21 protein-coding genes and 2 pseudogenes are annotated in these 24,010 nt (G+C 66.0%); 12 read left to right on the top strand and 11 right to left on the bottom strand.

Annotated features, from left to right (window positions below; all coding sequences use genetic code 11):
- Positions 1 to 39 precede the first annotated feature (39 nt).
- Positions 40 to 774, top strand: coding sequence for a FadR/GntR family transcriptional regulator (locus tag NOF53_RS26115; protein WP_255974362.1), 735 nt, complete (start codon positions 40 to 42; stop codon positions 772 to 774).
- A 4-nt stretch (positions 775 to 778) separates the two neighbouring features.
- On the opposite strand, the gene NOF53_RS26110 is transcribed toward NOF53_RS26115, so the two are convergent.
- From NOF53_RS26110 to zwf, 5 genes are all read right to left on the bottom strand, one after another.
- Complete coding sequence (locus NOF53_RS26110) at positions 779 to 2,233, bottom strand: sugar porter family MFS transporter (RefSeq protein WP_255974360.1); 1,455 nt, start codon at positions 2,231 to 2,233, stop codon at positions 779 to 781.
- Between the two features lie 166 nt (positions 2,234 to 2,399).
- Entirely contained in the window at positions 2,400 to 3,578 is a 1,179-nt protein-coding gene (locus tag NOF53_RS26105; protein WP_255974358.1) for an ROK family transcriptional regulator, read from the bottom strand.
- 29 nt (positions 3,579 to 3,607) lie between these two features.
- Positions 3,608 to 4,234: a bifunctional 4-hydroxy-2-oxoglutarate aldolase/2-dehydro-3-deoxy-phosphogluconate aldolase gene (eda, locus tag NOF53_RS26100; protein WP_255974356.1), complete on the bottom strand. Its 627-nt coding sequence runs from the start codon at positions 4,232 to 4,234 to the stop codon at positions 3,608 to 3,610.
- Positions 4,235 to 4,245: 11 nt separating this feature from the next.
- On the bottom strand, positions 4,246 to 6,099 hold the full coding sequence (gene edd / locus NOF53_RS26095) for a phosphogluconate dehydratase (RefSeq protein ID WP_255974354.1): 1,854 nt from the start codon (positions 6,097 to 6,099) through the stop codon (positions 4,246 to 4,248).
- A complete protein-coding gene (gene zwf / locus NOF53_RS26090; protein ID WP_255974352.1) occupies positions 6,096 to 7,574 on the bottom strand; it encodes a glucose-6-phosphate dehydrogenase in 1,479 nt (492 codons plus the stop codon). Before zwf ends, edd begins: the two co-directional genes overlap by 4 nt.
- A gap of 143 nt (positions 7,575 to 7,717) precedes the next feature.
- Between zwf and NOF53_RS26085 the strand changes: the two genes are divergently transcribed.
- Positions 7,718 to 8,923 carry an ROK family transcriptional regulator gene (locus tag NOF53_RS26085; protein WP_374212677.1) on the top strand — a complete coding sequence of 402 codons (1,206 nt, stop codon included), beginning with the start codon at positions 7,718 to 7,720 and terminating at the stop codon, positions 8,921 to 8,923.
- Positions 8,924 to 8,974: 51 nt separating this feature from the next.
- On the opposite strand, the gene catC is transcribed toward NOF53_RS26085, so the two are convergent.
- The 3 genes from catC to catA are packed head-to-tail and all read right to left on the bottom strand — an operon-like array spanning position 8,975 to position 11,265.
- Positions 8,975 to 9,256 (bottom strand): muconolactone Delta-isomerase, encoded by a 282-nt coding sequence (catC, locus tag NOF53_RS26080; protein WP_255974348.1) that lies wholly within the window; start codon positions 9,254 to 9,256, stop codon positions 8,975 to 8,977.
- 15 nt (positions 9,257 to 9,271) lie between these two features.
- Entirely contained in the window at positions 9,272 to 10,393 is a 1,122-nt protein-coding gene (locus NOF53_RS26075) for a muconate/chloromuconate family cycloisomerase (protein ID WP_255974345.1), read from the bottom strand.
- Between the two features lie 29 nt (positions 10,394 to 10,422).
- Complete coding sequence (catA, locus tag NOF53_RS26070) at positions 10,423 to 11,265, bottom strand: catechol 1,2-dioxygenase (RefSeq protein WP_255974342.1); 843 nt, start codon at positions 11,263 to 11,265, stop codon at positions 10,423 to 10,425.
- 207 nt (positions 11,266 to 11,472) lie between these two features.
- On the opposite strand from catA, the gene NOF53_RS26065 reads away from it, so the two are divergent.
- Positions 11,473 to 12,243: an IclR family transcriptional regulator domain-containing protein gene (locus NOF53_RS26065; RefSeq protein WP_255974339.1), complete on the top strand. Its 771-nt coding sequence runs from the start codon at positions 11,473 to 11,475 to the stop codon at positions 12,241 to 12,243.
- 14 nt (positions 12,244 to 12,257) lie between these two features.
- Here NOF53_RS26065 and NOF53_RS26060 read toward each other — a convergent pair whose 3' ends face one another.
- Positions 12,258 to 12,797, bottom strand: a complete 540-nt coding sequence (locus tag NOF53_RS26060; protein WP_255974336.1) for a dioxygenase family protein — start codon at positions 12,795 to 12,797, stop codon at positions 12,258 to 12,260.
- Positions 12,798 to 13,029: 232 nt separating this feature from the next.
- Here NOF53_RS26060 and NOF53_RS26055 point away from each other — a divergent pair, with 232 nt between their 5' ends.
- Positions 13,030 to 13,977, top strand: coding sequence for an acyl-CoA thioesterase (locus tag NOF53_RS26055; RefSeq protein ID WP_255974334.1), 948 nt, complete (start codon positions 13,030 to 13,032; stop codon positions 13,975 to 13,977).
- Positions 13,978 to 14,010: 33 nt separating this feature from the next.
- Here NOF53_RS26055 and NOF53_RS26050 read toward each other — a convergent pair whose 3' ends face one another.
- On the bottom strand, positions 14,011 to 14,949 hold the full coding sequence (locus NOF53_RS26050) for an AraC family transcriptional regulator (protein WP_255974332.1): 939 nt from the start codon (positions 14,947 to 14,949) through the stop codon (positions 14,011 to 14,013).
- A gap of 164 nt (positions 14,950 to 15,113) precedes the next feature.
- Between NOF53_RS26050 and NOF53_RS26045 the strand changes: the two genes are divergently transcribed.
- The gene (locus NOF53_RS26045; RefSeq protein WP_255974330.1) at positions 15,114 to 15,674 is read left to right on the top strand and encodes a flavin reductase family protein; all 561 of its coding nucleotides are present in this window, start codon (positions 15,114 to 15,116) and stop codon (positions 15,672 to 15,674) included.
- Between the two features lie 28 nt (positions 15,675 to 15,702).
- Entirely contained in the window at positions 15,703 to 17,319 is a 1,617-nt protein-coding gene (locus NOF53_RS26040) for a 4-hydroxyphenylacetate 3-hydroxylase family protein (RefSeq protein WP_255974328.1), read from the top strand.
- Between the two features lie 22 nt (positions 17,320 to 17,341).
- On the opposite strand, the pseudogene NOF53_RS26035 reads toward NOF53_RS26040, so the two are convergent.
- Positions 17,342 to 17,568 (bottom strand): annotated as a pseudogene (locus NOF53_RS26035) (helix-turn-helix transcriptional regulator); the annotation flags it as partial.
- Here NOF53_RS26035 and NOF53_RS26030 point away from each other — a divergent pair.
- The 6 genes and pseudogenes from NOF53_RS26030 to NOF53_RS26005 form a co-directional block, all read left to right on the top strand.
- A pseudogene (locus tag NOF53_RS26030) lies at positions 17,565 to 17,907 on the top strand (ferredoxin reductase domain-containing protein); the annotation flags it as partial. The pseudogenes NOF53_RS26035 and NOF53_RS26030 sit on opposite strands and share 4 nt — an antisense overlap.
- A gap of 171 nt (positions 17,908 to 18,078) precedes the next feature.
- Positions 18,079 to 19,455, top strand: coding sequence for a benzoate 1,2-dioxygenase large subunit (benA, locus tag NOF53_RS26025; protein ID WP_255974326.1), 1,377 nt, complete (start codon positions 18,079 to 18,081; stop codon positions 19,453 to 19,455).
- A 14-nt stretch (positions 19,456 to 19,469) separates the two neighbouring features.
- Positions 19,470 to 19,979, top strand: a complete 510-nt coding sequence (gene benB / locus NOF53_RS26020; protein WP_255974324.1) for a benzoate 1,2-dioxygenase small subunit — start codon at positions 19,470 to 19,472, stop codon at positions 19,977 to 19,979.
- Positions 19,980 to 20,015: 36 nt separating this feature from the next.
- Positions 20,016 to 21,554 carry a benzoate 1,2-dioxygenase electron transfer component BenC gene (benC, locus tag NOF53_RS26015; protein ID WP_255974322.1) on the top strand — a complete coding sequence of 513 codons (1,539 nt, stop codon included), beginning with the start codon at positions 20,016 to 20,018 and terminating at the stop codon, positions 21,552 to 21,554.
- Complete coding sequence (locus NOF53_RS26010) at positions 21,551 to 22,345, top strand: 1,6-dihydroxycyclohexa-2,4-diene-1-carboxylate dehydrogenase (RefSeq protein WP_255974320.1); 795 nt, start codon at positions 21,551 to 21,553, stop codon at positions 22,343 to 22,345. Before benC ends, NOF53_RS26010 begins: the two co-directional genes overlap by 4 nt.
- A gap of 146 nt (positions 22,346 to 22,491) precedes the next feature.
- Positions 22,492 to 23,850 carry an MFS transporter gene (locus tag NOF53_RS26005; RefSeq protein ID WP_255974318.1) on the top strand — a complete coding sequence of 453 codons (1,359 nt, stop codon included), beginning with the start codon at positions 22,492 to 22,494 and terminating at the stop codon, positions 23,848 to 23,850.
- Positions 23,851 to 24,010: the final 160 nt, after the last annotated feature.

Raw genomic sequence — 24,010 nt, 5'->3', positions numbered from 1 at the left:
ATGTGTGTTAAGTGCCGGCGACCATGGGAGCATCGGCGAATGACCAACTCAGACGCCGTCGAGTACCGGCAGTTGCACGAGACGGTGCTCGACCGGTTGGGAAGCGACATCGTGGCCGGCGTCGTCGCGCCCGGCACCCGCATCTCGGCCGACGACGTAGTGATGCAGTACTCCGTCTCCCGCACCGTGGTCCGGGAAGTGGTGCGCGTGCTCGAATCCCTGGGGCTTCTGGCGGTGCGGCGCAGAGTGGGGATCACAGTCCTCGGCGAGGACAACTGGAATTCCCTCGACCCCAGCGTCATTCGATGGAAGCTGGCCGGCCCGCAACGCTTCGAGCAGCTGTCGAGCCTGAGCGAGTTGCGGTCGGGCATCGAGCCTCTCGCCGCCCGGCTCGCAGCAGAGCGCGCCACACCGGAACAGTGTGGCGCGCTCACAGCGGCAGTGATCGGCATGGCTTCCACCGCCCGGGCCGCGGACACCGAGTCCTATCTCCGCCACGACTCCGACTTTCACCGGACGTTACTGGCAGCCTCGGGCAACCCCCTGCTGAGGTCGATGTCCCAAATCGTGGTGGAGGTTCTCGAAGGCAGGACTCGGCACTCGCTCATGCCGCACGTCGCCGAGAACGAGGCGATCCAGTTGCACGGCGTCGTCGCTTCGTCCATTCAGACAGGTGACGGGGTTGCCGCGGAGGCGGCCATGCGGGCGATCGTGACCGAATCCGCCACCGCAATCGAAGAACTGAAGGACGACGACGCCGACGCCGAGGGCTGAGGTTCTACGCTACCGAATTCGACTGCATGGCCTCGAGTTCCACGCCCTTCGTCTCTTTGACCCAGCGGAGCACGAATACGAGTGACAGCACCGCGCACACGGCATAGAAGCCGTAGGAGATCCCGAGCGAGAAGTCCTTCATCGACGGGAAGCTCACGGTGATCAGCCAGTTCGCCGCCCACTGCGCGCCGGCAGCCAGCGACAGAGCCGCCGCCCGGACGCGGTTGGGGAAGGCCTCTCCGAGCAGAACCCAGACCACAGGTCCCCACGACATTCCGAAAGCCACCACGAATAGGTTGGCAGCGACCAGCGCGATCGGCCCCTGTAGGCCCGTGAGCTGCGGAGTCGTCACACCGTCCACGACGGTGGTGGAAGCGGTGCCGAAGATGACGGCCATGGTCGCGAGTGTCACGGCCATGCCGGCCGAGCCGATGATCAGGAGCGGTCGCCGACCCACCCGGTCGATGAACGCGATCGCAATCAGGGTGGTCGCGATGTTGACCACCGAGGTGATGACGGTGATCTGCAGCGAGCTGCCCTCATCGAAACCGACCGCCTGCCACAGCACGCTCGAGTAGTAGAAAATCACGTTGATGCCGACGAACTGCTGAAAGACCGACAGACCGATCCCGATCCACACGATCGGCATGAGACCGAACGCCGACCCCTTCAGGTCCCGGATGGAGGGTTCGGTCTCCCTGGCGAGAGTGGCACGGATGCTCTCGACCTTGAGGTCGAGACCCTTCTCCCCGAGAAGAACGGCAAGAACACCGCGGGCCTCGCCGAGACGGCCCTGGGCGATCAGATAGCGGGGTGACTCGGGGATGGTCAGCGACAGCAGGCCGTACGCGAGCGCAGGAACGCACATGGCGAGGAACATCCAACGCCAGGCTTCGAGACCGAACCACAGTTCCTCCTGGGACCCGCCGGCGAGGGCGGCCAGTGCGTAGTCGACGAGGAGCGAGACGAAGATGCCGGTGACGATCGCGAGCTGCTGCAGTGACCCGAGACGGCCACGTACCCGGGCCGGAGAGATTTCGGCGATGTAGGCGGGCGCGATGACCGAGGCCAGGCCGACACCGAGGCCGCCGACGATGCGGAACGTCACGAGGACCTCGACATTGGAAGCGAAACCTGTTCCGAGCGCACTGAGCAGGAACATCACCGCGGCGGCCTGCATCGTGACGAGCCGGCCGTACCGGTCCGCGATGCGTCCGGCCACCATGGCTCCCGCGGCTGCGCCGAGCAAGGCAGCAGCAATGGCGAAGCCGAGCAGGGCCGATTCGACCTGGAATTTGCCTTCGATCGCCGAGACCGCGCCGTTGATCACCGCGCTGTCGTATCCGAACAGTAAGCCGCCCAGTGCCGCGACGGCAGCGATCCGGAGCGGCACAGCCGGGCCCTCACCTGTGTCGCCTGGCAGCAGCTTGGTGCCGGACGGCAGGACGTTTTCGGTCATGGGACTCCTCGGGAGGAAGGGGTGTGTTCGAGGCCGAGAGCCGACGCGCGGCGAAGCGCACTCGATGTGGTGTGGAACACAGTAGGCAAGAAAGGCGCGAATCGTCAACCTATGAACGTCGACGACAACAAATTCTTCAGATATGTTCGAAGATGAACAACCCGATTCAGGCGGGGAGGGCAGAACGCAAGCCCAGCGCGACGGCACCGAGCACCTGAGCTCGCGACCCCAGCTCTGCGACGCACACGTCGAGCGACCGAACCGCGCTGGGCACGGCGTAACGCGCCAGTACCTCGCGAAGCGGACCCAGCAGCAACTCACCCGCCAGTGCGAGTTCACCGCCGATGACGAGACGCTCGGGATTCAGGAGATTGCAGAGGCTCGCGGCCGCGACGCCGACGTGCCTGCCGGTGTCCGCCAGCACCCTGACACACGCGGCATCACCATTTTCGGCCATGGCAACGACGTCGGCAATACTCAGGCCCGTGCCGCGGCTCGGCTCGAGCAGGCCGATGACGACATGGGACGCGACGAGCGTCTCGAGGCATCCCCTGTTTCCGCAGCGGCAGATCTGCCCGAACTCGTCGAGCGTGACGTGGCCGATTTCGCCTGCGGTTCCGCCTTTTCCGCGATACAGGTGCCCGTCGAGCACGAGGCCAGCGCCCACGCCATCGGACAATTTTATGTAGGCGAGGTCTGTTGTGCCACGGCCCGCGCCCCACATGTGCTCGGCGAGTACGCCGAGGTTGGCATCGTTGTCGACATGAACGGCGATCCCGAGATGATCGGAGGCGATCGCGGCCGCATCGACCCCCACCCAGCCCGGGAGGATCGACGGCCCGCCGACCTCTCCCGTGTCCGTCTCCAGCGGAGCGGGCAGGCCCATCCCAACGGCGAGCACCGAGGTTCGGTCGCATCCCAGCCGAGCGAGAGCAGCGTCGAGTAGGCCACCAGCCGAGACCACGCCCTCTTCGGCGCGATGACCCGCTGCGAGTTCCACTCGCTCCTCGGCCAATATGTCATGCGCCATGTCTGCGACCGCGACGGTGAGATGGCGGTGCCCGAAGTCGATACCGACCGCGAGCCCCATCTTCCGCGTCAACCGGACCGCCCGACCGCGCTGGCCGGGGTGGTCGCCGTCGGGAACGGCCACCATCCCGGTCGCGGTCAGTTCCTTGACCATGTTGGAGACGGTGGCGGGCGCCAGTCCGGTGCGCCGCGCGATCTCCGCCTGGGTCAGCTCGCCCGACGTCTGCAGCGCGCGCACCACTCGGTGCTGGTTGGCGGACTTCAGCGAAGACTGCGAACCCGGCCGCCCCGCATCACCGTTCTCTTTGTCGCGCACGAATTCACAGTACCGCGCGGGTTCTCGGCCTAACGGGCGAGTGTTGCCGCCTCACCGGCCAGGGTGCTGATCCGGTCCCAGTCCTTCTGCACCACGGCGTCGGCGGGAGTGAGCCAGGATCCGCCGACGCACCCGACGTTGGGCAGCGCCAGGTAGTCGCCGACGTTCGACGTCGAGATACCGCCGGTGGGGCAGAACCGGGCCGCGGGGACGGGCGAATGGATCGAGCCGAGGAACTTGGCGCCCCCGGATGCCTCGGCCGGGAAGAACTTGAGCTCGCGGTAACCGTGCTCGAGAAGGAACAGCACCTCGGACACGGTCGCTGCGCCGGGAAGATGCGGCAGACCGGTGTCCGTCATCGCCTTCAGCAAAGTTTCGGTGCTACCCGGCGAGACCAGGAACTGCGCTCCCGCGTCGGCCGCCTGCGCAGCCTGCACCGGTTCCACGATGGTGCCTGCACCGACGCAGATGTCCGGCACCTCGGTCGCGATCGCCTTGATGGCGTCGAGGGCACAGGATGTGCGGAGGGTCAGTTCGATCATCGGGATACCGCCGGCCACCAGCGCGCGGGCCACCGGAACGGCATGTGCGACATCGTCGATCACGACGACGGGGATGACCGGTACGCGGTCGAGGAGGGAGGGGCTGTTCGTCACTGAGATACTCCTTAGACGGGTTGGGGATGGAAAACGCTGGCGCCCTGGGTGGCCGGGCCGACGGCGGCGCGCAGTCCGGCGAAGAGTTCGCGCCCGGTGCCGACCCATTCGTCGGCACCCAGTGCACGACCGGTCGCCGGGCGGGCGGCCAGTTCTTCGTCGTCGAGGTGCACGTTCACGTATCCGGCCACCGCATCGACGGTCAGGATGTCGCCGTCACGCACCCGCGCGAGCGGTCCGTCTGCGGCCGCCTCGGGGGTCAGGTGAATAGCTGCAGGCACCTTCCCTGAAGCGCCGGACATCCGGCCGTCCGTGACCAGGGCGACGCGTCGTCCCTGATCCTGCAGCACCCCCAGTGCCGGTGTGAGCTTGTGCAGTTCGGGCATGCCATTCGCGCGCGGCCCCTGGTACCGGAGCACGGCCACGAAGTCGCAGTTCAGTGAGCCGGCCTCAAACGCCGCGAGGAAGTCGAGCTGATCGTCGAATACCTTGGCGGGAGCACTCACCACGCGGTGATCCGGGTTCACAGCGGACGTCTTCATCACGCACGAACCGAGGTTTCCGGTGAGCATCTTCAGCCCACCGTTCACGTCGAACGGGTCTTCCGGACCACGTAACACGCTGGTGTCGAGGCTGATTCGCGTGCCAGGCTGCCATTCGACGCCGTCACCGGACAGCTTCGGCTCCTCCGTGTAGCGACGGAGGCCGGGACCGACGACGGTCTTGACGTCCTCGTGCAACAGTCCCGCATCGAGCATGGAGGAGACGACATATCCGAGACCACCGGCGGCGTGGAAGTGGTTCACGTCGGCCGAGCCGTTGGGATAGATCCGGGCGAGCAACGGCACCACCGCGGACAAATCGGCCAGGTCGTCCCAGGTCAGGATGATTCCCGCGGCGCGGGCGATCGCCACGAGGTGCATCGTGTGGTTGGTCGAACCACCCGTGGCCAGCAGCGCCACACAACCGTTGACCACGGCTTTCTCGTCCACGACCTCGCCGACGGGGGTGTAGTCGTCGCCGAGTGCGGTGAGACCGGTGACGCGCCTTCCTGCCTCCGACGTCAGTACGTCACGCAGCGGGGTACCGGGGTTCACGAAGCTCGATCCGGGCAGGTGCAGGCCCATGACCTCCATGAGGAGCTGGTTGGAGTTGGCCGTGCCGAAGAACGTGCACGTGCCTGCGCCGTGGTAACTCGCCGCCTCCGCGTCGAGCAGTTCCTCGCGTTCGGCCTTGCCCTCCGCGTACAACTGCCGCACGCGCGACTTCTCGTTGTTGGGCAGACCGGACGTCATCGGCCCGGCCGGAACGAAAATGGTCGGAAGATGGCCGAATCCCAGAGCGCCGATGAGCATCCCCGGCACGATCTTGTCGCACACGCCCAGCATGAGGGCGCCGTCGAACATGTCGTGGGACAGTCCGATCGCCGTCGCCATCGCGATGACGTCGCGGCTGAACAACGACAACTGCATGCCGTCGCGGCCCTGGGTGATGCCGTCACACATCGCGGGGACACCGCCGGCGAACTGGGCGATGCCACCGGCCTCCATGACCGCGGCCTTCAGCTGCCGCGGGAAGTGCTCGAACGGCTGGTGCGCCGACAGCATGTCGTTGTACGACGAGACGATCGCGATGTTGGGCTTGACGAAGCTGCGCAGCGCCTTCTTGTCGGCCGGGCCGGACGCGGCGAAGCCGTGCGCGAGGTTCGCGCAGGCCAACTTGCCGCGCGCCGGACCGCGGTCGGCGGCCTGACGGATACGGTCGAGGTAGATCGTGCGCTCGGGCTTGCTGCGCTCGATGATGCGTTCGGTGACGGCGGCGAGGACTGGGTGCACGTCGGCCGTCGGTGCGGGTGCGTCGGTCATGCGGTAACTCCTTCGTGCCAGGCGCGGCCGTCGCGCTCGATCAGGGTGGTGGCATCGGTGGGTCCGTTGGTGCCCGCCGGGTAGCGGCGTGGGCCCCGCTCGGACTTCTCCCAGCCGACGAGGATCTGCTCGACCCACTCCCAGGCGGCCTCGACCTCGTCGCGTCGCATGAACAGGGTCGGGTTACCCCGGACCACATCCATCAGCAGCCGCTCGTAGGCGTCGGGCGACGGGCGCTTGAACGTTTCGATGTAGTTGAGGTCCAACGACACCGGCTTGAGCCGGATTCCGCCGGGGCCAGGTTCCTTCGCCGTCATATGCAGCCGCATGCCCTCGTGGGGCTGCAACTGGATCACCAGGCGGTTGGGTTCGCTGTGGCCCTCGCTGCCGGGGAACATAGGGTGCGGGACGGGCTTGAACTGCACCACGATCTCCGAGCAGCGCTGACCCATACGCTTGCCGGTGCGGAGGTAGAACGGCACGCCGGCCCAACGCCAGTTCTGGATCTCGGCCTTGACGGCGATGAACGTCTCGGTGGTGCTCTCCGGGTTCTCGACCTCGTCCTGGTACCCGGGGACCGCGATCCCGTCGGCCAGTCCGGGACCGTACTGGCCTGCGACGGTGCAGCGTTCGACGTCCTGCGGGCTCATCGGCTTGAGGGCCTGGAGTACCTTGAGCTTCTCGTCTCGCACGGTCTCGCGGTCGACGTAGGTGGGCGGTTCCATCGCGACGAGGCAGAGCAGCTGCAGAAGATGGTTCTGCAGCATGTCGCGCAGGGCACCCGCCGACTCGTAGTAGCCGCCGCGACTGCCGACCCCGAGCGACTCGACGACGTTGATCTGCACGTGGTCGATGGACGAAGAGTTCCACAGAGGCTCGAGGAACGTGTTGGCGAATCGCGTGACCAGGAGGTTCTGGACACTCTCTTTGCCGAGGTAGTGGTCGATGCGGAAGATCTGCGGTTCCTCGAACACGGCGCCGACCGCGTCGTTGACGGCGCGGGCCGAGGCGAGGTCGTGTCCGATCGGCTTCTCCAGCACGACGCGGGACTGTGCGTCGGCGAGACCGTTCAGGGCGAGGTTCTCACAGATCGGCCCGAACAGACCGGGAGCGCAGGCCAGGTAGAACACGCGGATCGCGCCTTCCCGGGCGGCGAGACAGTCGCTGAGGCCCGCCCAGTTCGCGGGATCCGCGACGTCGACGGTGACATACTCGAGGCGATTGAGAAATCGCTCACAGGTCTCCGAATCGAGCTGATCGCCGGACACGAAGCGTGCGAGTTCTCCTCGCACCTTGTCGCGGTAACCGTCGGTGTCGAGACCGGCTCGCGAGGCACCGATCACGCGGGTTTCGGCGGGCAGCTGGCCGTCCCGGTCGCGCAGGTAGAGCGCGGGAAGCAGCTTACGAACCGCCAGGTCGCCGGTTCCGCCGAACACGACGAAATCGCAGGGTTCCACGGTGGTCGCTGGTGACATGTCATCTCCCTCTGAAAGCCGGATGTGTGGGCCGTCACAGACGACAGTAGGCGACCTTTGGCTTTTGATCAATACACACTTAAGTATTTCGGCGAACAAAGATCCGATGCTTACGTTGTCAGACGCGTGTCCGGGTTGGTTGAATGGCCAGCATGCGGACGACGCCTCGATCGACCACCTCCCCGGCGACGGGCGGCGACGTCTTCGCGCTGATCCGCGACGGGCAAGCCACCACCCGGACCGAGATCGGGAATCTCACGGGCCTCTCCCGCACCGCTGTGGCGGCCCGGGTGTCCTCGCTGCAGGCGTCAGGGCTCGTCGTCGAACGCGAGGAGGGCGTCTCGACCGGCGGTCGCCCGCCGGTGAAGCTCTCGTTTCATGTGCAGGCGGGTGTCGTGCTGTCGGCGGCCATCGGCCGGAGCCGCACCCAGCTGGCCATCTGCGACCTCGCAGGCGACGTCATCGTCGCCGAGGACGTGGAGCAGGAGATCGGCACCAGCCCGGCCGAGCTGATGCCCGTCATCGCGCAACGCCTCATCGCACTGCGCGAGAGTCTGGGCGAGACCGCGGGACGGACAGTCGGGATCGGGATCAGCCTCCCCGGAACCGTCGACACCGAACGCGGGTGCAGCCTGAACTCCCCCATGATGTCGGGCTGGGACGGCGTCCCCCTCCAGCCGTTCCTCACCGACGTCACCGACGCACCGGTCTTCGTCGACAACGACGCCAACGTCATGGTGCTGGCGGAGCGGCGCGGAGAACGCCGCGACTTCGCCGACATGCTGCTCATCAAGGCATCGACCGGGCTGGGCGCGGGGCTCGTGTCCGGTGGCGTGCTCCAGCGGGGCGCCCTCGGCGCGGCGGGCGAGATCGGGCACACGAAAACCGCAGCGGCACAAGGAGTGGTGTGCCGCTGCGGTGATGTCGGATGCATCGAGGCCGTCGCGGGTGGGTGGGCGCTGGTTCGCAACCTTCAGAAGCAGGGGCGCGACGTCACCCACATCCGTGACGTGATCACGCTGGCGCTCGCGGGCGACGCCGAGGCCCGGCGGATGATCCGTGAGAGCGGACGGCAGATCGGCGAGGTCCTGTCGGGCGCGATCAACCTCCTCAACCCGGAGGTCGTGATCGTCGGCGGCGACATGGCGCAGGCCTACGACACGTTCGTCGCCGGCCTACGCGAAACTCTCTACGGAAACGCGATCGCCGTTGCCACGCAACAACTACAGATTTTGCCCTGGACGCACGGAGAGCTGTCCGGAGTGGTCGGCAGCGCCACCATGGCGCTCGACCACGTCCTCAGCGTACGCGCCGTCGACCAGCTCCTCGCAGGCGCTCCGCGCCCGTGAGCGGTTGACGAGTCCAGAGACTCGCTAACCGCGCACGGGCGGCGAAGCCGCCTACTTGATGTCGGAACCGTGCCGGGTGAGCGCGGTGATCTCGATGTCCATGTAGGGGAACAGCGGCAGGTTCCACAGGATCTCGTGCAGTTCGTCGGCCGATTCGACGTCGAAGATGCTGATGTTGCTGTACTTTCCGACGATCCGCCAGATCTCGGGCCACTTACCGGAGCGCTGCAGCTCCTGCGAGTACGCCTTCTCCTTGGCGATGGTTTCGTCCCGGACCGTCGGGTCGAGGTCACGGGGAATGGCGACGTCCATGCGGACGTGAAAGAGTGCCATCGGGTGGTGTTCTCCTTAGTTCCTGGTCCAGGTCTTGACTGCGTCCATGTTGAGCTCGATTCCGAGGCCGGGCCCTTCGGGCAGGAACACCTGGCCGTCGGCGTAGCGGATCGGTTCCTGTAGCAACTCCTCGCTGAACAGCAGCGGTCCGAACAGTTCGGAACCGAAGTCGATGCCGGGCTCCGAGCAGGCGAAGTGGATGGACGCCGCGGTTCCGATTGGGCCTTCGATGGACGTGGCTCCGTGACAGGCGATTCCGGCTGCCTTGGCGATCGCGACCACCTCGCGGCTCTTCTTCAGGCCGCCGCACTTGGTGGTTTTCACGGCGATGACGTCCGCGGCGCCGCGGCGTGCGACCTCGAGGGCGTCGTGCGGAGTCTGCACGCTCTCGTCCGCCATCACCGGAACGGGGACGAGGCGGTTGAGCTCGGCGAGGACCTCGAGCTGCTCACCGGGCGTGGGCTGCTCGATCAGTTCGACGCCGCCTTCGACGAGGCGGGGCACGTACTTCAGCGCGGTGAGCCTGTCCCAGCGGGCGTTGACGTCGATGCGGACGCCGGCCTTGCCCTGCAGAGCCTGGGCGATCCGGACCACCCGCGCAGTGTCGACCTCGGGATCGAGCGCACCCATCTTCAGCTTGAAACTGAAGTGCCGCTTCGACTCGACGAGGCCGAGGGCCTCCTCGATGATCTCCTCGGCGGGTGCGGCCCCGAGGGCCCACGTGACGTCGACACCCTTCCGAAAGGCGCCGCCGAGCAGCGTGTGCACAGGCACGCCCAGGCTGCGAGCCCAGGCGTCGTGCAACGCGACGTCGACGGCGGCCTTCGCAAAACGTGCATTCGCTACTACTCTTTCGATGTCCGACATGATGCCGGTGATCTCGTCGACACCCCGCCCCAGCAGGACCGGGACGATGTACTTCTCGACGATCGCCTGCATCGTCTCCACCGATTCGCCGCCCCACCACGGGCCGCCGGGGACGACGCCCTCGCCGTAGCCGGTCACGCCGCCCGCGGTCGTGACGGCGACGAGCAGCAGCGGCTGCGCCGTCATCGACGTGGTGGCGAACTTGTGGGGACGCACCAACGGCACATCGAGGATCGTCGTTTCGACGGAGACGATCGACAGGTCGGTCATCGGATCACTTTCTCTACGGGTGGAACGGGTCACGCGGGGTCGAGCACGAAGTTGTAGGTGACGTAGTTCTTGCCGTCGTCACCGGTCTTCGGGTCGAGGATGAGCTCGGGCTTGGTCGCCGACGCGACGTCGCTGTCGATCCACTCGCCGCCCTTGAAGTACAGCTGCGTGGTCACCGACTCCTTGCCCGGCGCCGACACGATGAGGTGCAGATGCGCGGGACGCCACGGGTGACCGTTCTGCGCCTCGATGAACTGACCGGTCGGGCCGTCGGTCGGGATCTGGTACGGCGCGGGCTGGATCGTGGTGATCTCGTAGCGCCCCTCTTCGTCGGCGATGATGGTGCCGCGCAGGTTCCACTCGGGCAGGTGCGGAGCGAACTGCGAGTAGTAGCCGTCGTTGTCGGCGTGCCACAGTTCGACCTTCGCGCCGGCGAGGCCGTTGCCCTCGAGGTCGGTGACCTGGCCGGAGAAGACGAGCGGGGTAATCTCCTCGTCCTCGGGACGCATTGGCAGGGTGCACTTGGAGGGCAGTTCCGGCGAACCGGCGATGTAGTACGGGCCCTCGATGCTGCCTTTGGTGCCCTTGCGGCTGCGGGCGAGGACCTCTTCGACGGAATGTTCGATGAACACGTCGAGGAACAGCGGCCACTCGCCGCCCTCGCCGACGTCGATAAGCCACTGCTTGAACACGCGGTACTCGGGGTAGGTGACGCCGTGCTTCAGGATCACATCGTTGAGTGCGCCGAGTGCATCCTTGGCGATGGCCGCGAGCCGCTCCGGCGAGGTGTCGGCGGTGACGCGCTCGGCCTTGAACTTGTCGGTGGCGGCGGAGCCGGATCCGGCGGCGGTGGGGCTCTCGGTGGTGGTCATCTATTTCTCCTTGGGCTGGGAGGGGAGCGGGTTGGGCTGATATCGAGTTTTGGGCGACGCGGTGGATGTTCACACGCCGAGGGTCTTGCATCTGTACGCTGTGCGTACTACAGTCACGCAGTGCGTACATCACTACTGTGCGCGCAGTCACATTGAAATGTCAACCCCGAGTCCGAAGACGCACACGAATCGCTGGTGGAGGCCGCAATGACCGAGAGCGATCGCGATTACATCCAGAGCATCGAGCGCGGGTTCGCAGTGCTCCTCGCGTTCGACGCGCAGCGTCCGAACCCGACGCTCGCCGAACTCGCCACGGAAGCGGGACTGTCGCGCCCCGCCGTCCGCCGGATCCTGCTCACCCTGCAGAAGCTGGGGTACGTCGCCGGCTCGGGAGGCCGGTGGTCGCTCACCCCTCGCGTGCTCAGCATCGGACAGCACTACTCGGAGTCGCACGCACTGATCGAGGCCGCGATGCCCCGACTGCTCGAGGTGGCCGAGAAGACCCAGGAGTCCGCGTCGCTCGGCGTACTCGACGGCGCCGACGTGGTCTACGCAGCGCGGGTTCCCGTCCGCCGGATCATGAGCATCAACGTCTCGGTGGGCACCCGCGTCCCCGCATATGCCACGTCGATGGGACGCGCACTGCTCGCGTGGGCGCCGTCCGACGTCGTCGATCGGGTGGTCGCGGAGTCCACGTTCGCCAAGCTCGGACCCGAAACCATCGGCACGGCAGCCGAACTCGAGCGGGAACTCGCCAAGGTCCGCGAGCAGGGGTTCGCGCTGACCTCCGAGGAGCTGGAGAAGGGGCTGATCTCGCTGGCCGCCCCGGTCCGGGACGCGGCGGGCTCCGTCGTGGGAGTGGTGGCCTGCTCCACCTCGTCTGCGCGCAACACCCCCGCGCAGTTCCGGGAACAGGCCGTGCCGAGCGTTCTCGCCGCCGCGGCCGCACTCAGCTCCGACATGGGATTCGCGGGCTGACGTCCGCATTCCGGTTACACCGGGTCGAGCACGAAGTCGCAGGAGACTTCTCCGCCGACACTCAGGTCGACGAGCGACTCGACGGCGGACGCGCCGACCTCACGCGATGCGCGCGGCGCCGGCACCAGGCGCGTCTCGAGTGAGCGGAAACCGCGCGCATGCACGACCACGTTGATGTGACCGACATCGGCTTCGCCTCGGGCGCTGGAGAATTCACAGGGTGCGGGCTGCACGGTCGTGATATCGAAGCGGCCCCCGGTACAGGTGACGACGATGCCGCGCAGGTTGTTGCGCAGAATTTCGACGGAGTACCCGGAGTAGCAGCCGTCGGCGTCCGCGTGCCAGATCTCGAGCTCCGCCCCCGACAGTGGTTCGCCGTCGCGTGAGCGCACGACCCCCGCGATGCGGAGCGGAGTTCCCGGCTCGCCGGGGAGTGCCGCGAGGTTGGCGTTCCAGGGCAGCACTCGCTGCGCGGGGAGGTAGAACTCCCGGTCGACGTGGTCGAGGCCTGCCTGGTCCACGTGAGGTGCGGTCGTCGTCGACGTTGAGGTCATCACCTGTTCCGATCCCTCCCGTACGCTTTGCGTACATTAAGAACGCTTTGCGGTCGTGGACGAGTGTGCGCGTGGTCACATGCATTCGTCAACCTCGGTCCGTTCACATCGAGGACGGGTCGGCCCGGTACATCTGTGGGATAATTTCCCCGCCACCGGCGGACAACGACGTTTCGCCGTCCCCGGTTCGCGCCCTCGTGCCGGCCACATCGACTTCCCGAGGACGTCACCGATGAACACCCCTCCCCGCAGCATCACTCTCCGCTTTCTGGCCGCACCCACGGAGGTGGCGACCCTCGGCGGATCGATCCAGGGTGGACGCATCCTCGAGTGGATCGACAAGGCCGCCTACGCGTGCGCGGTCGGCTGGAGTGGTGGCTACTGCGTCACCGCCTACGTGGGAAATATCCGCTTCACCAGGTCGATCGAGTCCGGTCACCTGGTGGAAGTCGAGGCGAGGCTGGTGCATACGGGCCGCTCGAGCATGCACATCCAGTGCACGGTGTCCTCTGCTGATCCGCGTACCGGTGAGTTCACGGAGGCCAGTAACTGCCTGGTGATTTTCGTGGCGGTTGACGATTCCGGTAAGCCGACAAGCGTCCCTCCCTGGCAGCCCGTCACCGACGAGGACCGCGCGGAGGCCGACGAGGCGATCATGCGAATAGCGCTTCGCGCCGACATCGAAGAGGCGATGAGCAGGCAGGTGTACACCGACAGCGGAACGGCACCCGTGTCGGTCATGCGGTTCCTCGCGGCGCCCACCGACGTCAACTGGGGCGGCAAGACCCACGGCGGCACGGTCATGCGCTGGATCGATGAGGCCGCCTATCTCTGCGGTACCGCATGGAGCGGCGGCCCGTGCGTCTCGGTATATGCCGGTGGGGTCCGGTTCTACCGGCCGATCCAGATCGGGCACGTCGTCGAGGTCGATGCCCGACTGCTCCACACCGGAGCGCAGACCATGCACATCTCGGTGCATGTGCGGTCGGGTGATCCGCGCACGGGCGAGATGAACCTGACCACCCATTGCCTCACCGTCGTCGCAGCCGTCGACGGGGACGGCGCGGCAACCCAAGTGCGCCAATGGGATCCGCAGTCCGAAGAGGATCGAGGGCTCGAGGCCCACGCCCGGGAACTCATCGCCCTGCGGGACCGGGCCCGGATCGGCGCCCTGGCGTAACCGTGCCGGACAGCGACCGACGAGGCGTCGCCGTCAGCCGCGCAGCACGTCCGACGGCGCCGAACCGTACTTCTTCCGGAACGCCGCCGCGAACCGGCCGGTATGGGTGAATCCCCACCGCATCGCGACATCAGAGATGGTGGCCGAGGTGTCCGCGCGGAGCAGGTCGGCATGGACACGTTCGAGACGCACGTCGAGCAGGTAGTCGCGGGGGCTCACCCCCACGTACTCCTGGAACCCCTCCTGCAGTCGCCGGATCCCGACACCGGCGATCTCCGCCATCTCGGCCGCCGTCCAGGCGCGCGCGGGGTCGGAGTGGATCTCGTCGATCACCCGCTTGACGATGCGCGGCCGGGTACCGCCACCGGCCGTCTCGTCGTCCGGAATGGCCGCCAGGACGAGTGCCGTGGTGACCGCCCCCGACAGCTGCTCGGCGACGAAGGGGTTGGCGTAGACACCGCCCGAACGCAACATCTGATCGAGAAGTGACCGCACGAGCACCAACCAGCTGGCCCCGTTTTCACTGGTCAGATCCAATTGTGGTGGCAGGCGCAGTCCGGGCCGCGCCAGGATCCGCGCCATCTCCCGGTGCAGGTAGTCACGGTCGACCCGCACCCCGATGATCGAGCAGTCCTTGCTCCAGTCCGTGATGAGCGTGGTGGTGTCGGGTGGGCAGATGGTCCCAGACCCGGGCACTGACGACACCTCGTTCTTACCGGTTACCGACTCCAGGTGTCCTGACAACGGCACGTTCACCGCGTATGCCCCTGGGTGTTCCGACCGGATCGACACGTCGGCTCCCCACGAGATGTGAGTGATCTTCACCGGGCCCAATTCCACGGCTTCCGCGACCGTATTGCCGGCGTCCTCTCTGCTCAGCGGGGTCAGTCGGTGCGGGAAGTAGACATCCGACACCACGTGCGACGCCTCGTCCCAATCTCCGGGACAGACGAGCTTGGACGTGGTCGACATGGCACCAGTGTGACCGCGGACACCATCGAACGCAATTTCCGTCGTGATCCGAGTCACTGCGCAAAGCGGATCGGCACCTCGCTCAGCGGATCGACGCGCCTGAGGCCCGGACGTAACTTCGTATTCACCGCATCAGCGCCCCGACACGAAGGGAGGCTCCGATCATGGAGCAGCGCGAACTCCGGAACATCTTCGGGCAGTTCGCCAGCGGAGTCACTGTCATCACGTGCAGCAACTCCGACGGCGAACCACACGGGGCCACCGTCACCGCCTTCACCGCCGTGTCCCTCGAGCCACGGCTGTGCCAGGTGACGCTGACCCGAAAGTCGAAGGCGTGCCGCTACCTCAGCGACGCGCCCTTTGCGGTGAACATCCTTGCCGCCGACCAGGTCGACACCGCACTGCATTTCGCGGGCCGACCGCAGGAGCCGCCACCGGTGTGGACGGAAGGCCCCACGGCGCCCGTCCTCTGCGGCTCGGCCGCAACGTTGTCGTGCACGCCGTGGGCCGAGTACGACGGCGGTGACCACCTCATCTTCATCGGCGAGATCGTCGACGCCCATACCACCGGCAAGGATCCGTTGCTGTTCTACCGCAGTACATTCCACGACCTGGGCGCGCCGTCGGCGTCCGCCGCCTGGAACGGCTCTATGGACGACCCCCACAGCGGATGGTTCGACGCCACCACTTCGTTCACACCGTTCCACCTCCAAACCCTCTCCTGATCGCGATCTCCGAAGAAAGGCCATGTCGATGACTACCACCGAATCCGCCCCCGACACCACCGTCGACCGCAGCAAGGTCAACGTTGCCGCCGACAGCGAGGCAAACCGCGCCGAGAACTTCGCGTCGCGCCCGATGACCGGCGACGAGTACATCGAATCGTTGCGCGACGACCGGGAGATCTGGCTACATGGTGAGCGCGTCGAGGACGTCACCACCCACCCGGCGTTCCGCAACCCGATCCGCATGACTGCGCGTCTCTACGACTCGATGCACACCGGTGAGCACGTCGACAAGGTCACCACCCCCACCGACACCGGCAACGGCGGGGTCACCATGCCGTTCTTCAAGGCGCCGACTTCCTCGGACGATCTCCTGAAAGAGCGCGACGCCATCGCCACCTGGGCGCGGATGACCTACGGATGGATGGGCCGGTCCCCCGACTACAAGGCCTCCTTCCTCGGCACCCTCCATGCGAACAAGGAGCTGTACTCCCCTTTCCAGGCCAACGCCGAACGCTGGTACAAGGAATCGCAGGAAAAGGTCCTGTACTGGAACCACGCGATCATCAACCCACCCGTCGACCGGCAGCTGCCCCCGGACGAAGTCGGCGACGTCTTCATGAAAGTGGAGAAGGAAACCGACGCCGGCCTCATCGTCTCCGGCGCCAAGGTGGTCGCGACCGGGTCGGCGATCACCAATTACAACTTCATCGCCCATTACGGCCTGCCGATCAAGAAAAAGGAATTTGCGCTCATCTGCACGGTGCCGATGGACGCGCCGGGAGTGAAACTGATCTGCCGGTCCTCCTTCACCCAGAACGCCGCGGTGATGGGCACCCCTTTCGACTACCCGCTGTCTAGCCGGATGGATGAGAACGACACCATCTTCATCTTCGACAAGGTCCTCGTGCCATGGGAGAACGTTTTCATGTACGGCGACGTCGACAAGATCAACGGCTTCTTCCCGCAGTCGGGCTTCCTGCCCCGCTTCACCTTCCAGGGCTGCACCCGCCTGGCGGTGAAGCTCGACTTCATCGCCGGCATGCTGATGAAGGCCCTCGACGCCACCGGCGCCGGCGGTTTCCGAGGGGTGCAGACCCGCGTCGGTGAAGTGATCGGCTGGCGAAACCTGTTCTGGTCACTCACCGAATCCATGGCCCGCAACCCCGAGCCCTGGATCGGCGACACCGTCATTCCCAAGCTCGAATACGGCCTCACCTACCGCATGTTCATGATCCAGGGCTACCCCCGCATCAAGGAGATCATCGAACAGGACGTGGCGTCCGGGCTGATCTATCTGCCGTCCTCGGCGGAGGACTTCAAGTCACCCGATGTGCGCCCGTACCTCGACAAGTACGTCCGCGGCTCGGACGGCATGACCGCCGTCGAGCGGGTGAAGATCATGAAGGCCCTGTGGGATTCGATCGGCAGCGAATTCGGCGGCCGCCACGAACTCTACGAGCGGAACTACTCCGGCAACCACGAAAACGTCAAGGCGGAGCTGCTGTTCGCCGCCGAGAACCGTGGTGACGTCGCCTCCATGAAGGGCCTCGCCGAGCAGTGCCTCGCCGAATACGACCTCGACGGCTGGACGGTGCCCGACCTCATCGGCAACGAGGACGTCTCGTACTTCGGTAACAAGTAACCGCACACCCGCGCAATCCCCGTCAGAAGCGAATCAGCTCTGACGGGGATTTGCCGTACCGCCGGCGGTACGCGGCGGAGAACCCGCAGGTCGGCGTCGGCGCGACTCAGGCGGATGTCGAGGAGGCATTCGGACGGGCTGCGCCCGATGTACCTCGCGAAACCCTTCCTGCAGTCGCCGCACGCCCGTACCGGCCAGCTGGGCCATGTCCGCCGCCGTCCACGCGCGGGCCGGGTCGTCGTTCATTCCACATCCGCCGCCAGCCGGGCGGGATGGCCACCGACAACTGGATCTTCAGGCCGTTAGGGGTGGGTGATCAAGTCGACATGGTGGGTCCGCTCGGTGACTTCTGCCTCGACACCGACGATGACGGACCGATGATTCTACTCGGCGGCGGAACCGGCCTGGCGCCAATGAAATCGATAGCTCTCCAGGCGCCTACGACTGAACCCGACCGCACGATTCACCTGTATCACGGCGTGCGCGAGGAAGCCGACCGCCATGGTCGACGCCGGCGTCAAGACGTTCAAGCGCCGGCGCATGGCTCCGCGTCGGATCTTCCGGGAGAAGTTCACGCCCGCCGTCTGATAGTCGCGCACGCCGGGGGCCGTGTCCCCGGTGTGCGCATGCCGAACACGTCCTAGCCAGTACTCGGCAAATGCCTAGTGTGATGCAGCGCACAGGCTGCAAGAGTGGAATTCATTGCCGGACCCGGGCGCCCTCGCAGGGCGCAAGCCCCCGGAGATCTTGGAGGATCCCATGACTGAAACCCTGTACACAGCGCCGTCCGACGACGTGCGCGCCAAGCTGGCCGACGCGCTCATCGAGGACGCGGAAACCGGTCGCTACCAGGTGCGACGCAGCGTCTTTACGAACGAGGACCTGTTCGAACTCGAGATGAAGCACATCTTCGAGGGCAACTGGATCTACCTGGCCCACGAGAGCCAGGTCCCGAACGTCGGCGACTACTTCACCACGTACATGGGTCGCCAGCCGATCGTCATCTCCCGGAACAAGGAGGGCGAGCTCAACGCCCTGGTGAACGCGTGCAGCCACCGCGGCGCCATGCTCTGCCGCCGCAAGACGGACAACCGGACCACGTTCACCTGCCCGTTCCACGGCTGGACGTTCAACAATTCCGGCAAGCTCCTCAAGGTCAAGGACCCGCGTGACGCCGGCTATCCGGAACAGTTCAACAAGGACGGCTCCCACGACCTCACCAAGGTCGCGCGGTTCGAGAACTACCGCGGATTCCTGTTCGGCAGCCTCAACCCCGATGTCCCGCCGCTCGAGGAACACCTCGGCGACACCACGAAGATCATCGACATGATCGTCGACCAGTCGCCCGACGGCCTCGAGGTGCTGCGCGGCGCGTCCACCTACACCTACGACGGCAACTGGAAGCTGCAAACCGAGAACGGCGCCGACGGTTACCACGTGTCCGCCACCCACTGGAACTACGCCGCTACCACGTCGCGCCGCGAGTCCGGCGAGTCCACCAACACCACGAAGGCGATGGACGCCGGCAAGTGGTCGAAGCAGCAGGGCGGGTACTACTCGTTCGACAACGGTCACCTGCTGCTGTGGACCAAATGGGCCGACCCCGCCAACCGACCGCTCAACGAGCGCCGCGACGAACTCGTTGCCGAGTACGGCGAGGACCGTGCCGACTGGATGATCGGGGTTTCGCGCAACCTGTGCCTGTACCCGAACGTGTATCTGATGGACCAGTTCGGTTCGCAGATCCGGCATTTCCGTCCGATCTCCGTCGACAAGACCGAGGTCACCATCTACTGCATCGCCCCCAAGGGTGAGAGCCGGACGGCACGCGCCGCCCGCATCCGCCAGTACGAGGACTTTTTCAACGCCACCGGCATGGCCACCCCGGACGATCTCGAGGAGTTCCGCTCCTGCCAGAAGACGTACCAGGCCGGCGCCGCACCGTTCAACGACCTCAGCCGCGGTGTCACCCACCAACTCCAGGGCCCCGACGAGGACGCGAAGAAGATCGGCATCAACCCCATCTCCAGTGGTGTGAAGACCGAGGACGAGGGCCTCTACCCGATCCAGCACGGCTACTGGGTGCAAGCGCTCACCAAGGCGCTCGACGCCGACGTTGCCGCGAACAACCGCTGAGGGAGACGAGAGACATGACCGCAGTAGCTGAAACCACTGTCACCCAGAACGATATCGAGCAGTTCCTCTACCGGGAGGCCCGCTACCTCGACGACCGCGAGTTCGAGAAGTGGATCGAGTGCTATCACCCCGACTCCGAGTTCTGGATGCCGGCGTGGGCCGACGACGGTGAACTGACCACCGACCCGATGACCGAGATCTCCCTGATCTACTACGCCAACCGTGGCGGCATCGAGGACCGGGTGTTCCGCATCAAGACCGACCGGTCCAGCGCAACAAGCCTTCCGGAACCCCGCACCGGTCACAACATCTCGAACGTCGAGGTGATCGACCGTCGCGGCGAAGTCGTAGATGTCCGGTTCAACTGGTTCACGCTCTACTTCCGGTACAACACGGTCGACACGTACTTCGGGAATTCGTTCTACACCATCGACTTCTCCGGTGAGCAGCCTCTGATCCTGAAGAAGAAGGTCGTGCTCAAGAACGACTACATCCACCACGTGGTCGACATCTACCACATCTGATTTCTTCCCCATTCTTCGCGAATCGAGCTGTTTTCCATGACTTTCCAAGTTGCACTGAGTTTCGAGGACGGGATCACCCGCTTCATCAAGTGTGACGGCGACGAGACGGTCGCCGACGCGTCCTACCGCGCGCGCATCAACATTCCCCTCGACTGCCGAGACGGGGCGTGCGGCACCTGCAAGTCGCTCTGCGAATCCGGTACGTACGACGGCGGCGATTACATCGAGGAAGCGCTCACCGACGAAGAGGCGGAGCAGGGTTACTGCCTTCCGTGCCAGATGATGCCGGAAAGCGATCTGGTACTGCAGATCCCGACCACGTCCGACGTCGCCAAGACTGCCGCGGGCACGTTCTCGTCGACGGTCACGGAGATCCGCAAGTTCTCCGACACCACCATCGGGTTCACGATCGAGATCACGAACCGGGACGACCTCGTCTTCCTCCCCGGCCAGTACGTGAACATTACCGTTCCCGGGACCGAAGCGACGCGCTCGTACTCGTTCAGCACCGGACCCACGTCGAAGGAACTGTCGTTCCTGGTCAAGATCACCGACGGCGGCCTCATGTCGGAGTACCTGCGCAGCCGCGCACAGGTCGGCGACACGCTCGAGTTCACCGGCCCGATGGGAAGCTTCTTCCTTCGCGAGCAGAAGCGTCGCGCCCTGCTGCTGGCCGGCGGCACCGGGCTGGCCCCGCTGCTGTCGATCCTCGACAAGATGCGCACCGACGCCGCCGAGCACCCGGTGCACCTGATCTACGGTGTCTCGTCCGACGCGGACCTGGTGGAACTGGACAAGCTCGAGGCATACACGAAGTCCCTGCCCCAGTTCACGTTCGACTACTGCGTGTCCGACCCGGCGAGCAGTGCGCCGAACAAGGGGTACGTCACCGGCCTGTTCGAGCCCGCACACCTGAACGACGGCGATGTGGACGTGTACCTGTGCGGTCCGCCGCCCATGGTCGAGGCGGTGCGCGACCATTTGAAGGCGGAGGGCGTCACGCCGGCGAACTTCTACTTCGAGAAATTCAACAACGCGGCAACGCCGAGTGGGTCCGAGGTGTCCGCACAGCCGGTCCCCGACGCAGTCGAGGCGGCCCCCGAGTACGAGATCGGCGAGGAACACCAGCCTCTGTCCGAGTCGGACGCGCAGTTCGACGCCCGCATGGCACTCGAGCTGGGCGCGCTCGAACTCACCATCGGCCGACTGACTCCGGAACAGCTGGGCGAGTACCGCATCCTCGCCGAAACGTCCGGCGCCTCGATCGACCAGGACCACTTCACCGACGCCGACGCCTTCACCGACGCGAACTTCCGTTTCCACGAATTTCTGTTCCGCTGCACCGGCAACGAGGTGCTACTCGAGGCATACAACCGGCTCGAAGTCACCCAGCTGATGCGCAAGGTTCTCCGCAACTCCGGATGGGTCGACGAGCATATCCCGCAAGAGCACCTCGACATCGTCGCTGCGTTCGACAAGGGCGACCGCGACTCTGCACGGCAACTGATCGTCGAGCACAGCGCACACGCGAAGGCCACCATGTGCCGCGCCATCGAGAGCAGCGCCGTCGCATGAGCGGACTCATCACCCCGCACCGCTTCGACGGCAAGGTCGTCGCGGTCACCGGCGCAGCGCAGGGCATCGGTCTGACGGTCGCCACCCGACTCGCGGCCGAGGGCGCGACGCTGATCCTGATCGACCGCGCCGAACTCGTCCATGACGTCGCGAAGGGGTTGCGCGAGAACGGCACCGAGGCGCACAGCATTACCGCCGATCTGGAACAGTTCACCGACGCCGAGGCGGCGATCGACGAGGCGCGGCAGCAGCACGGCCGGATCGACGTGTTGATCAACAACGTCGGCGGCACCATCTGGGCCAAGCCGTACGAGCACTACACCGCCGAGCAAATCCAGGCGGAGGTGCAGCGGTCACTGTTCCCCACACTGTGGACGTGCCGCGCCGTCCTCCCACACCTGATCGCGCAGCAGTCGGGCACCATCGTCAACGTGTCCTCGGTGGCCACGCGGGGTGTGAACCGCGTGCCCTACGCCGCGTCGAAGGGCGGGGTCAACGCCCTGACCGCTTCACTCGCACTCGAAGCCGCGCAGTACGGAATCCGTGTGGTGGCCACCGCACCCGGCGGCACCGAGGCGCCCGCTCGCCGTGTTCCCCGCGGTCCCGGCGCGGAGACCGATCAGGAGAAGGCCTGGTATCAGCAGATCATGGACCAGACCGTCTACTCGTCTCTGATGAAGCGGTACGGAACGCTGGACGAGCAGGCCGCGGCCATCGTCTTCCTGGCCTCCGACGAGGCCTCCTACATCACCGGCTCGGTACTGCCCGTCGCCGGCGGTGACCTCGGCTAGCAGCTCACAGATCTCGACCGCCTCATCGGCGGGGCGCATTGCATCGTCTCGCCGATGGGGCATTTCTTTACTCGAATTCGATTGTGACACAGCACACTTACGAGCATGACCCGGTTCCCCGTCACACCCACCGAGCGGAGATCACCATGAACCCATCCACCACCGACAACTGGGCAAGCCCCCGACATCGCAGGGCCGTCACGTGGATCGTCGCACTCGCGACGATCGCCATCGTCTTCGACGGCTACGACCTCGTCGTCTACGGCACCATCCTCCCCATATTGCTCGACGACCCCACTCAACTCGGGGCGATCTCGCCGGGCCAGGCCGGCGCCCTCGGCTCCTACGCCCTCGTCGGTGTGATGGTCGGTGCGCTGGTCTCGGGTGCGGTCGGCGACTATCTCGGCCGCCGTCGGATGATGCTGATCAACATCGTGTGGTTCTCCGTCGGTATGGGGCTCGCGGCGCTCTCCACGAGCATCACGACTTTCGGACTGCTCCGGTTCTTCACCGGCATCGGTGTCGGCGGGCTCGTCGCCACCGTCGGCGCCATGGTGGCCGAGTTCGCACCAGCCGGAAAACGCAACCTGTACAACGCCATCGTGTACAGCGGCGTCCCCGCCGGCGGCGTACTCGCATCTCTGCTCGCCATCGTGCTGCGTGACGCGATCGGCTGGCGCGGCCTTTTCTGGATCGGCGCACTTCCGCTCGTCACGCTGCTGCCGCTGGCCCTGATGAAGCTACCGGAGTCGCCGAAGTGGCTCGTCGCCCGCGGGCACGAGGACAAGGCACGCCGCATCTGCGAGAACACGGGTATCCCGATGCCCGACGCCGAGGAGATCGCCGCGGAACGGGCATCGGTCGAGAAGGTCGGATTCGCCGCGCTCGCGACCCGCCGGTATGTCTGGGGAACAGCCCTTCTCGGTGTGATGAGCTTCTCCGGTCTCCTCCTCACCTACGGCCTCAACACGTGGCTTCCGAAGATCATGGAAGACGCCGGCTTCAACGCCAAGGGTTCACTGTCGTTCCTGCTGGTCCTCAATGGCGGCGCCATCATCGGCGGTCTGATCGCCTCCAAGATCGCCGACGGCATCGGCCCACAGCGCGTCGTTGCCACCACCTTCTTCCTCGCCGCGCTCGCTCTGATCCTGCTCACCCTCGGACTCCCGCTCCCGGTGCTGCTTGCTTCGGTCGCGGTCGCCGGAGTGGGCACCATCGGAACCCAGGTCCTGATCTACGGTTTCGTCTCCAACTACTACTCGACGTCCGCCCGCGCCGCCGGAGTGGCCTGGTGCGCCGGATTCGGCCGGCTGGGAGGAATCTTCGGACCCCTGATCGGCGGCGCCCTCATCAGCGCCGGGATCAGCAGCCAGGTGGCGTTCTCCGTGTTCGCGGGCATCGCCGTACTGGGCGGGATCGTCACGTTCTTCGTCCCGCGCGCAGGCGCCGCCCGCGCCGAGGTGGCGACCGCCCCGCGTAGGCGCTCCGCGCCCGTGCGTGGTTAACGAGTGCAGGGACTCCTGTGTGTGCTCAGGACATCGCGAACACTTGATGTCTCAGGACATCGTGAACACTGAGCGGCTCATCCCTGGGATCCTCGGGGATGAGCGGAACAGGGTTTTCGATGGATCCAGAGTTTGTGTCCGCGATCGTCCGGGTGGCACG

Source organism: Rhodococcus tibetensis (assembly GCF_024438035.1).
Taxonomy (GTDB): domain Bacteria; phylum Actinomycetota; class Actinomycetes; order Mycobacteriales; family Mycobacteriaceae; genus Rhodococcus_F; species Rhodococcus_F tibetensis.
Note: the sequence above shows the minus strand (reverse complement) of the source record. Positions and strands in the feature narration are given on the sequence as shown.

What these genes read in the sequence shown, in the direction of transcription:
- NOF53_RS26010 (WP_255974320.1), top strand. Translation starts at nt 21,551, where the DNA reads ATGAGCGGACTCATCACCCCGCACCGCTTCGACGGCAAGGTCGTCGCG.
- NOF53_RS26060 (WP_255974336.1), bottom strand. Translation starts at nt 12,797, where the DNA reads ATGACCTCAACGTCGACGACGACCGCACCTCACGTGGACCAGGCAGGC.
- benA (WP_255974326.1), top strand. Translation starts at nt 18,079, where the DNA reads ATGACTGAAACCCTGTACACAGCGCCGTCCGACGACGTGCGCGCCAAG.
- benB (WP_255974324.1), top strand. Translation starts at nt 19,470, where the DNA reads ATGACCGCAGTAGCTGAAACCACTGTCACCCAGAACGATATCGAGCAG.
- NOF53_RS26115 (WP_255974362.1), top strand. Translation starts at nt 40, where the DNA reads ATGACCAACTCAGACGCCGTCGAGTACCGGCAGTTGCACGAGACGGTG.
- NOF53_RS26055 (WP_255974334.1), top strand. Translation starts at nt 13,030, where the DNA reads ATGAACACCCCTCCCCGCAGCATCACTCTCCGCTTTCTGGCCGCACCC.
- NOF53_RS26045 (WP_255974330.1), top strand. Translation starts at nt 15,114, where the DNA reads ATGGAGCAGCGCGAACTCCGGAACATCTTCGGGCAGTTCGCCAGCGGA.
- catA (WP_255974342.1), bottom strand. Translation starts at nt 11,265, where the DNA reads ATGACCACCACCGAGAGCCCCACCGCCGCCGGATCCGGCTCCGCCGCC.
- NOF53_RS26065 (WP_255974339.1), top strand. Translation starts at nt 11,473, where the DNA reads ATGACCGAGAGCGATCGCGATTACATCCAGAGCATCGAGCGCGGGTTC.
- NOF53_RS26005 (WP_255974318.1), top strand. Translation starts at nt 22,492, where the DNA reads ATGAACCCATCCACCACCGACAACTGGGCAAGCCCCCGACATCGCAGG.
- catC (WP_255974348.1), bottom strand. Translation starts at nt 9,256, where the DNA reads ATGGCACTCTTTCACGTCCGCATGGACGTCGCCATTCCCCGTGACCTC.
- NOF53_RS26050 (WP_255974332.1), bottom strand. Translation starts at nt 14,949, where the DNA reads ATGTCGACCACGTCCAAGCTCGTCTGTCCCGGAGATTGGGACGAGGCG.
- NOF53_RS26075 (WP_255974345.1), bottom strand. Translation starts at nt 10,393, where the DNA reads ATGACCGACCTGTCGATCGTCTCCGTCGAAACGACGATCCTCGATGTG.
- benC (WP_255974322.1), top strand. Translation starts at nt 20,016, where the DNA reads ATGACTTTCCAAGTTGCACTGAGTTTCGAGGACGGGATCACCCGCTTC.
- NOF53_RS26085 (WP_374212677.1), top strand. Translation starts at nt 7,718, where the DNA reads ATGGCCAGCATGCGGACGACGCCTCGATCGACCACCTCCCCGGCGACG.
- zwf (WP_255974352.1), bottom strand. Translation starts at nt 7,574, where the DNA reads ATGTCACCAGCGACCACCGTGGAACCCTGCGATTTCGTCGTGTTCGGC.
- edd (WP_255974354.1), bottom strand. Translation starts at nt 6,099, where the DNA reads ATGACCGACGCACCCGCACCGACGGCCGACGTGCACCCAGTCCTCGCC.
- NOF53_RS26040 (WP_255974328.1), top strand. Translation starts at nt 15,703, where the DNA reads ATGACTACCACCGAATCCGCCCCCGACACCACCGTCGACCGCAGCAAG.
- NOF53_RS26110 (WP_255974360.1), bottom strand. Translation starts at nt 2,233, where the DNA reads ATGACCGAAAACGTCCTGCCGTCCGGCACCAAGCTGCTGCCAGGCGAC.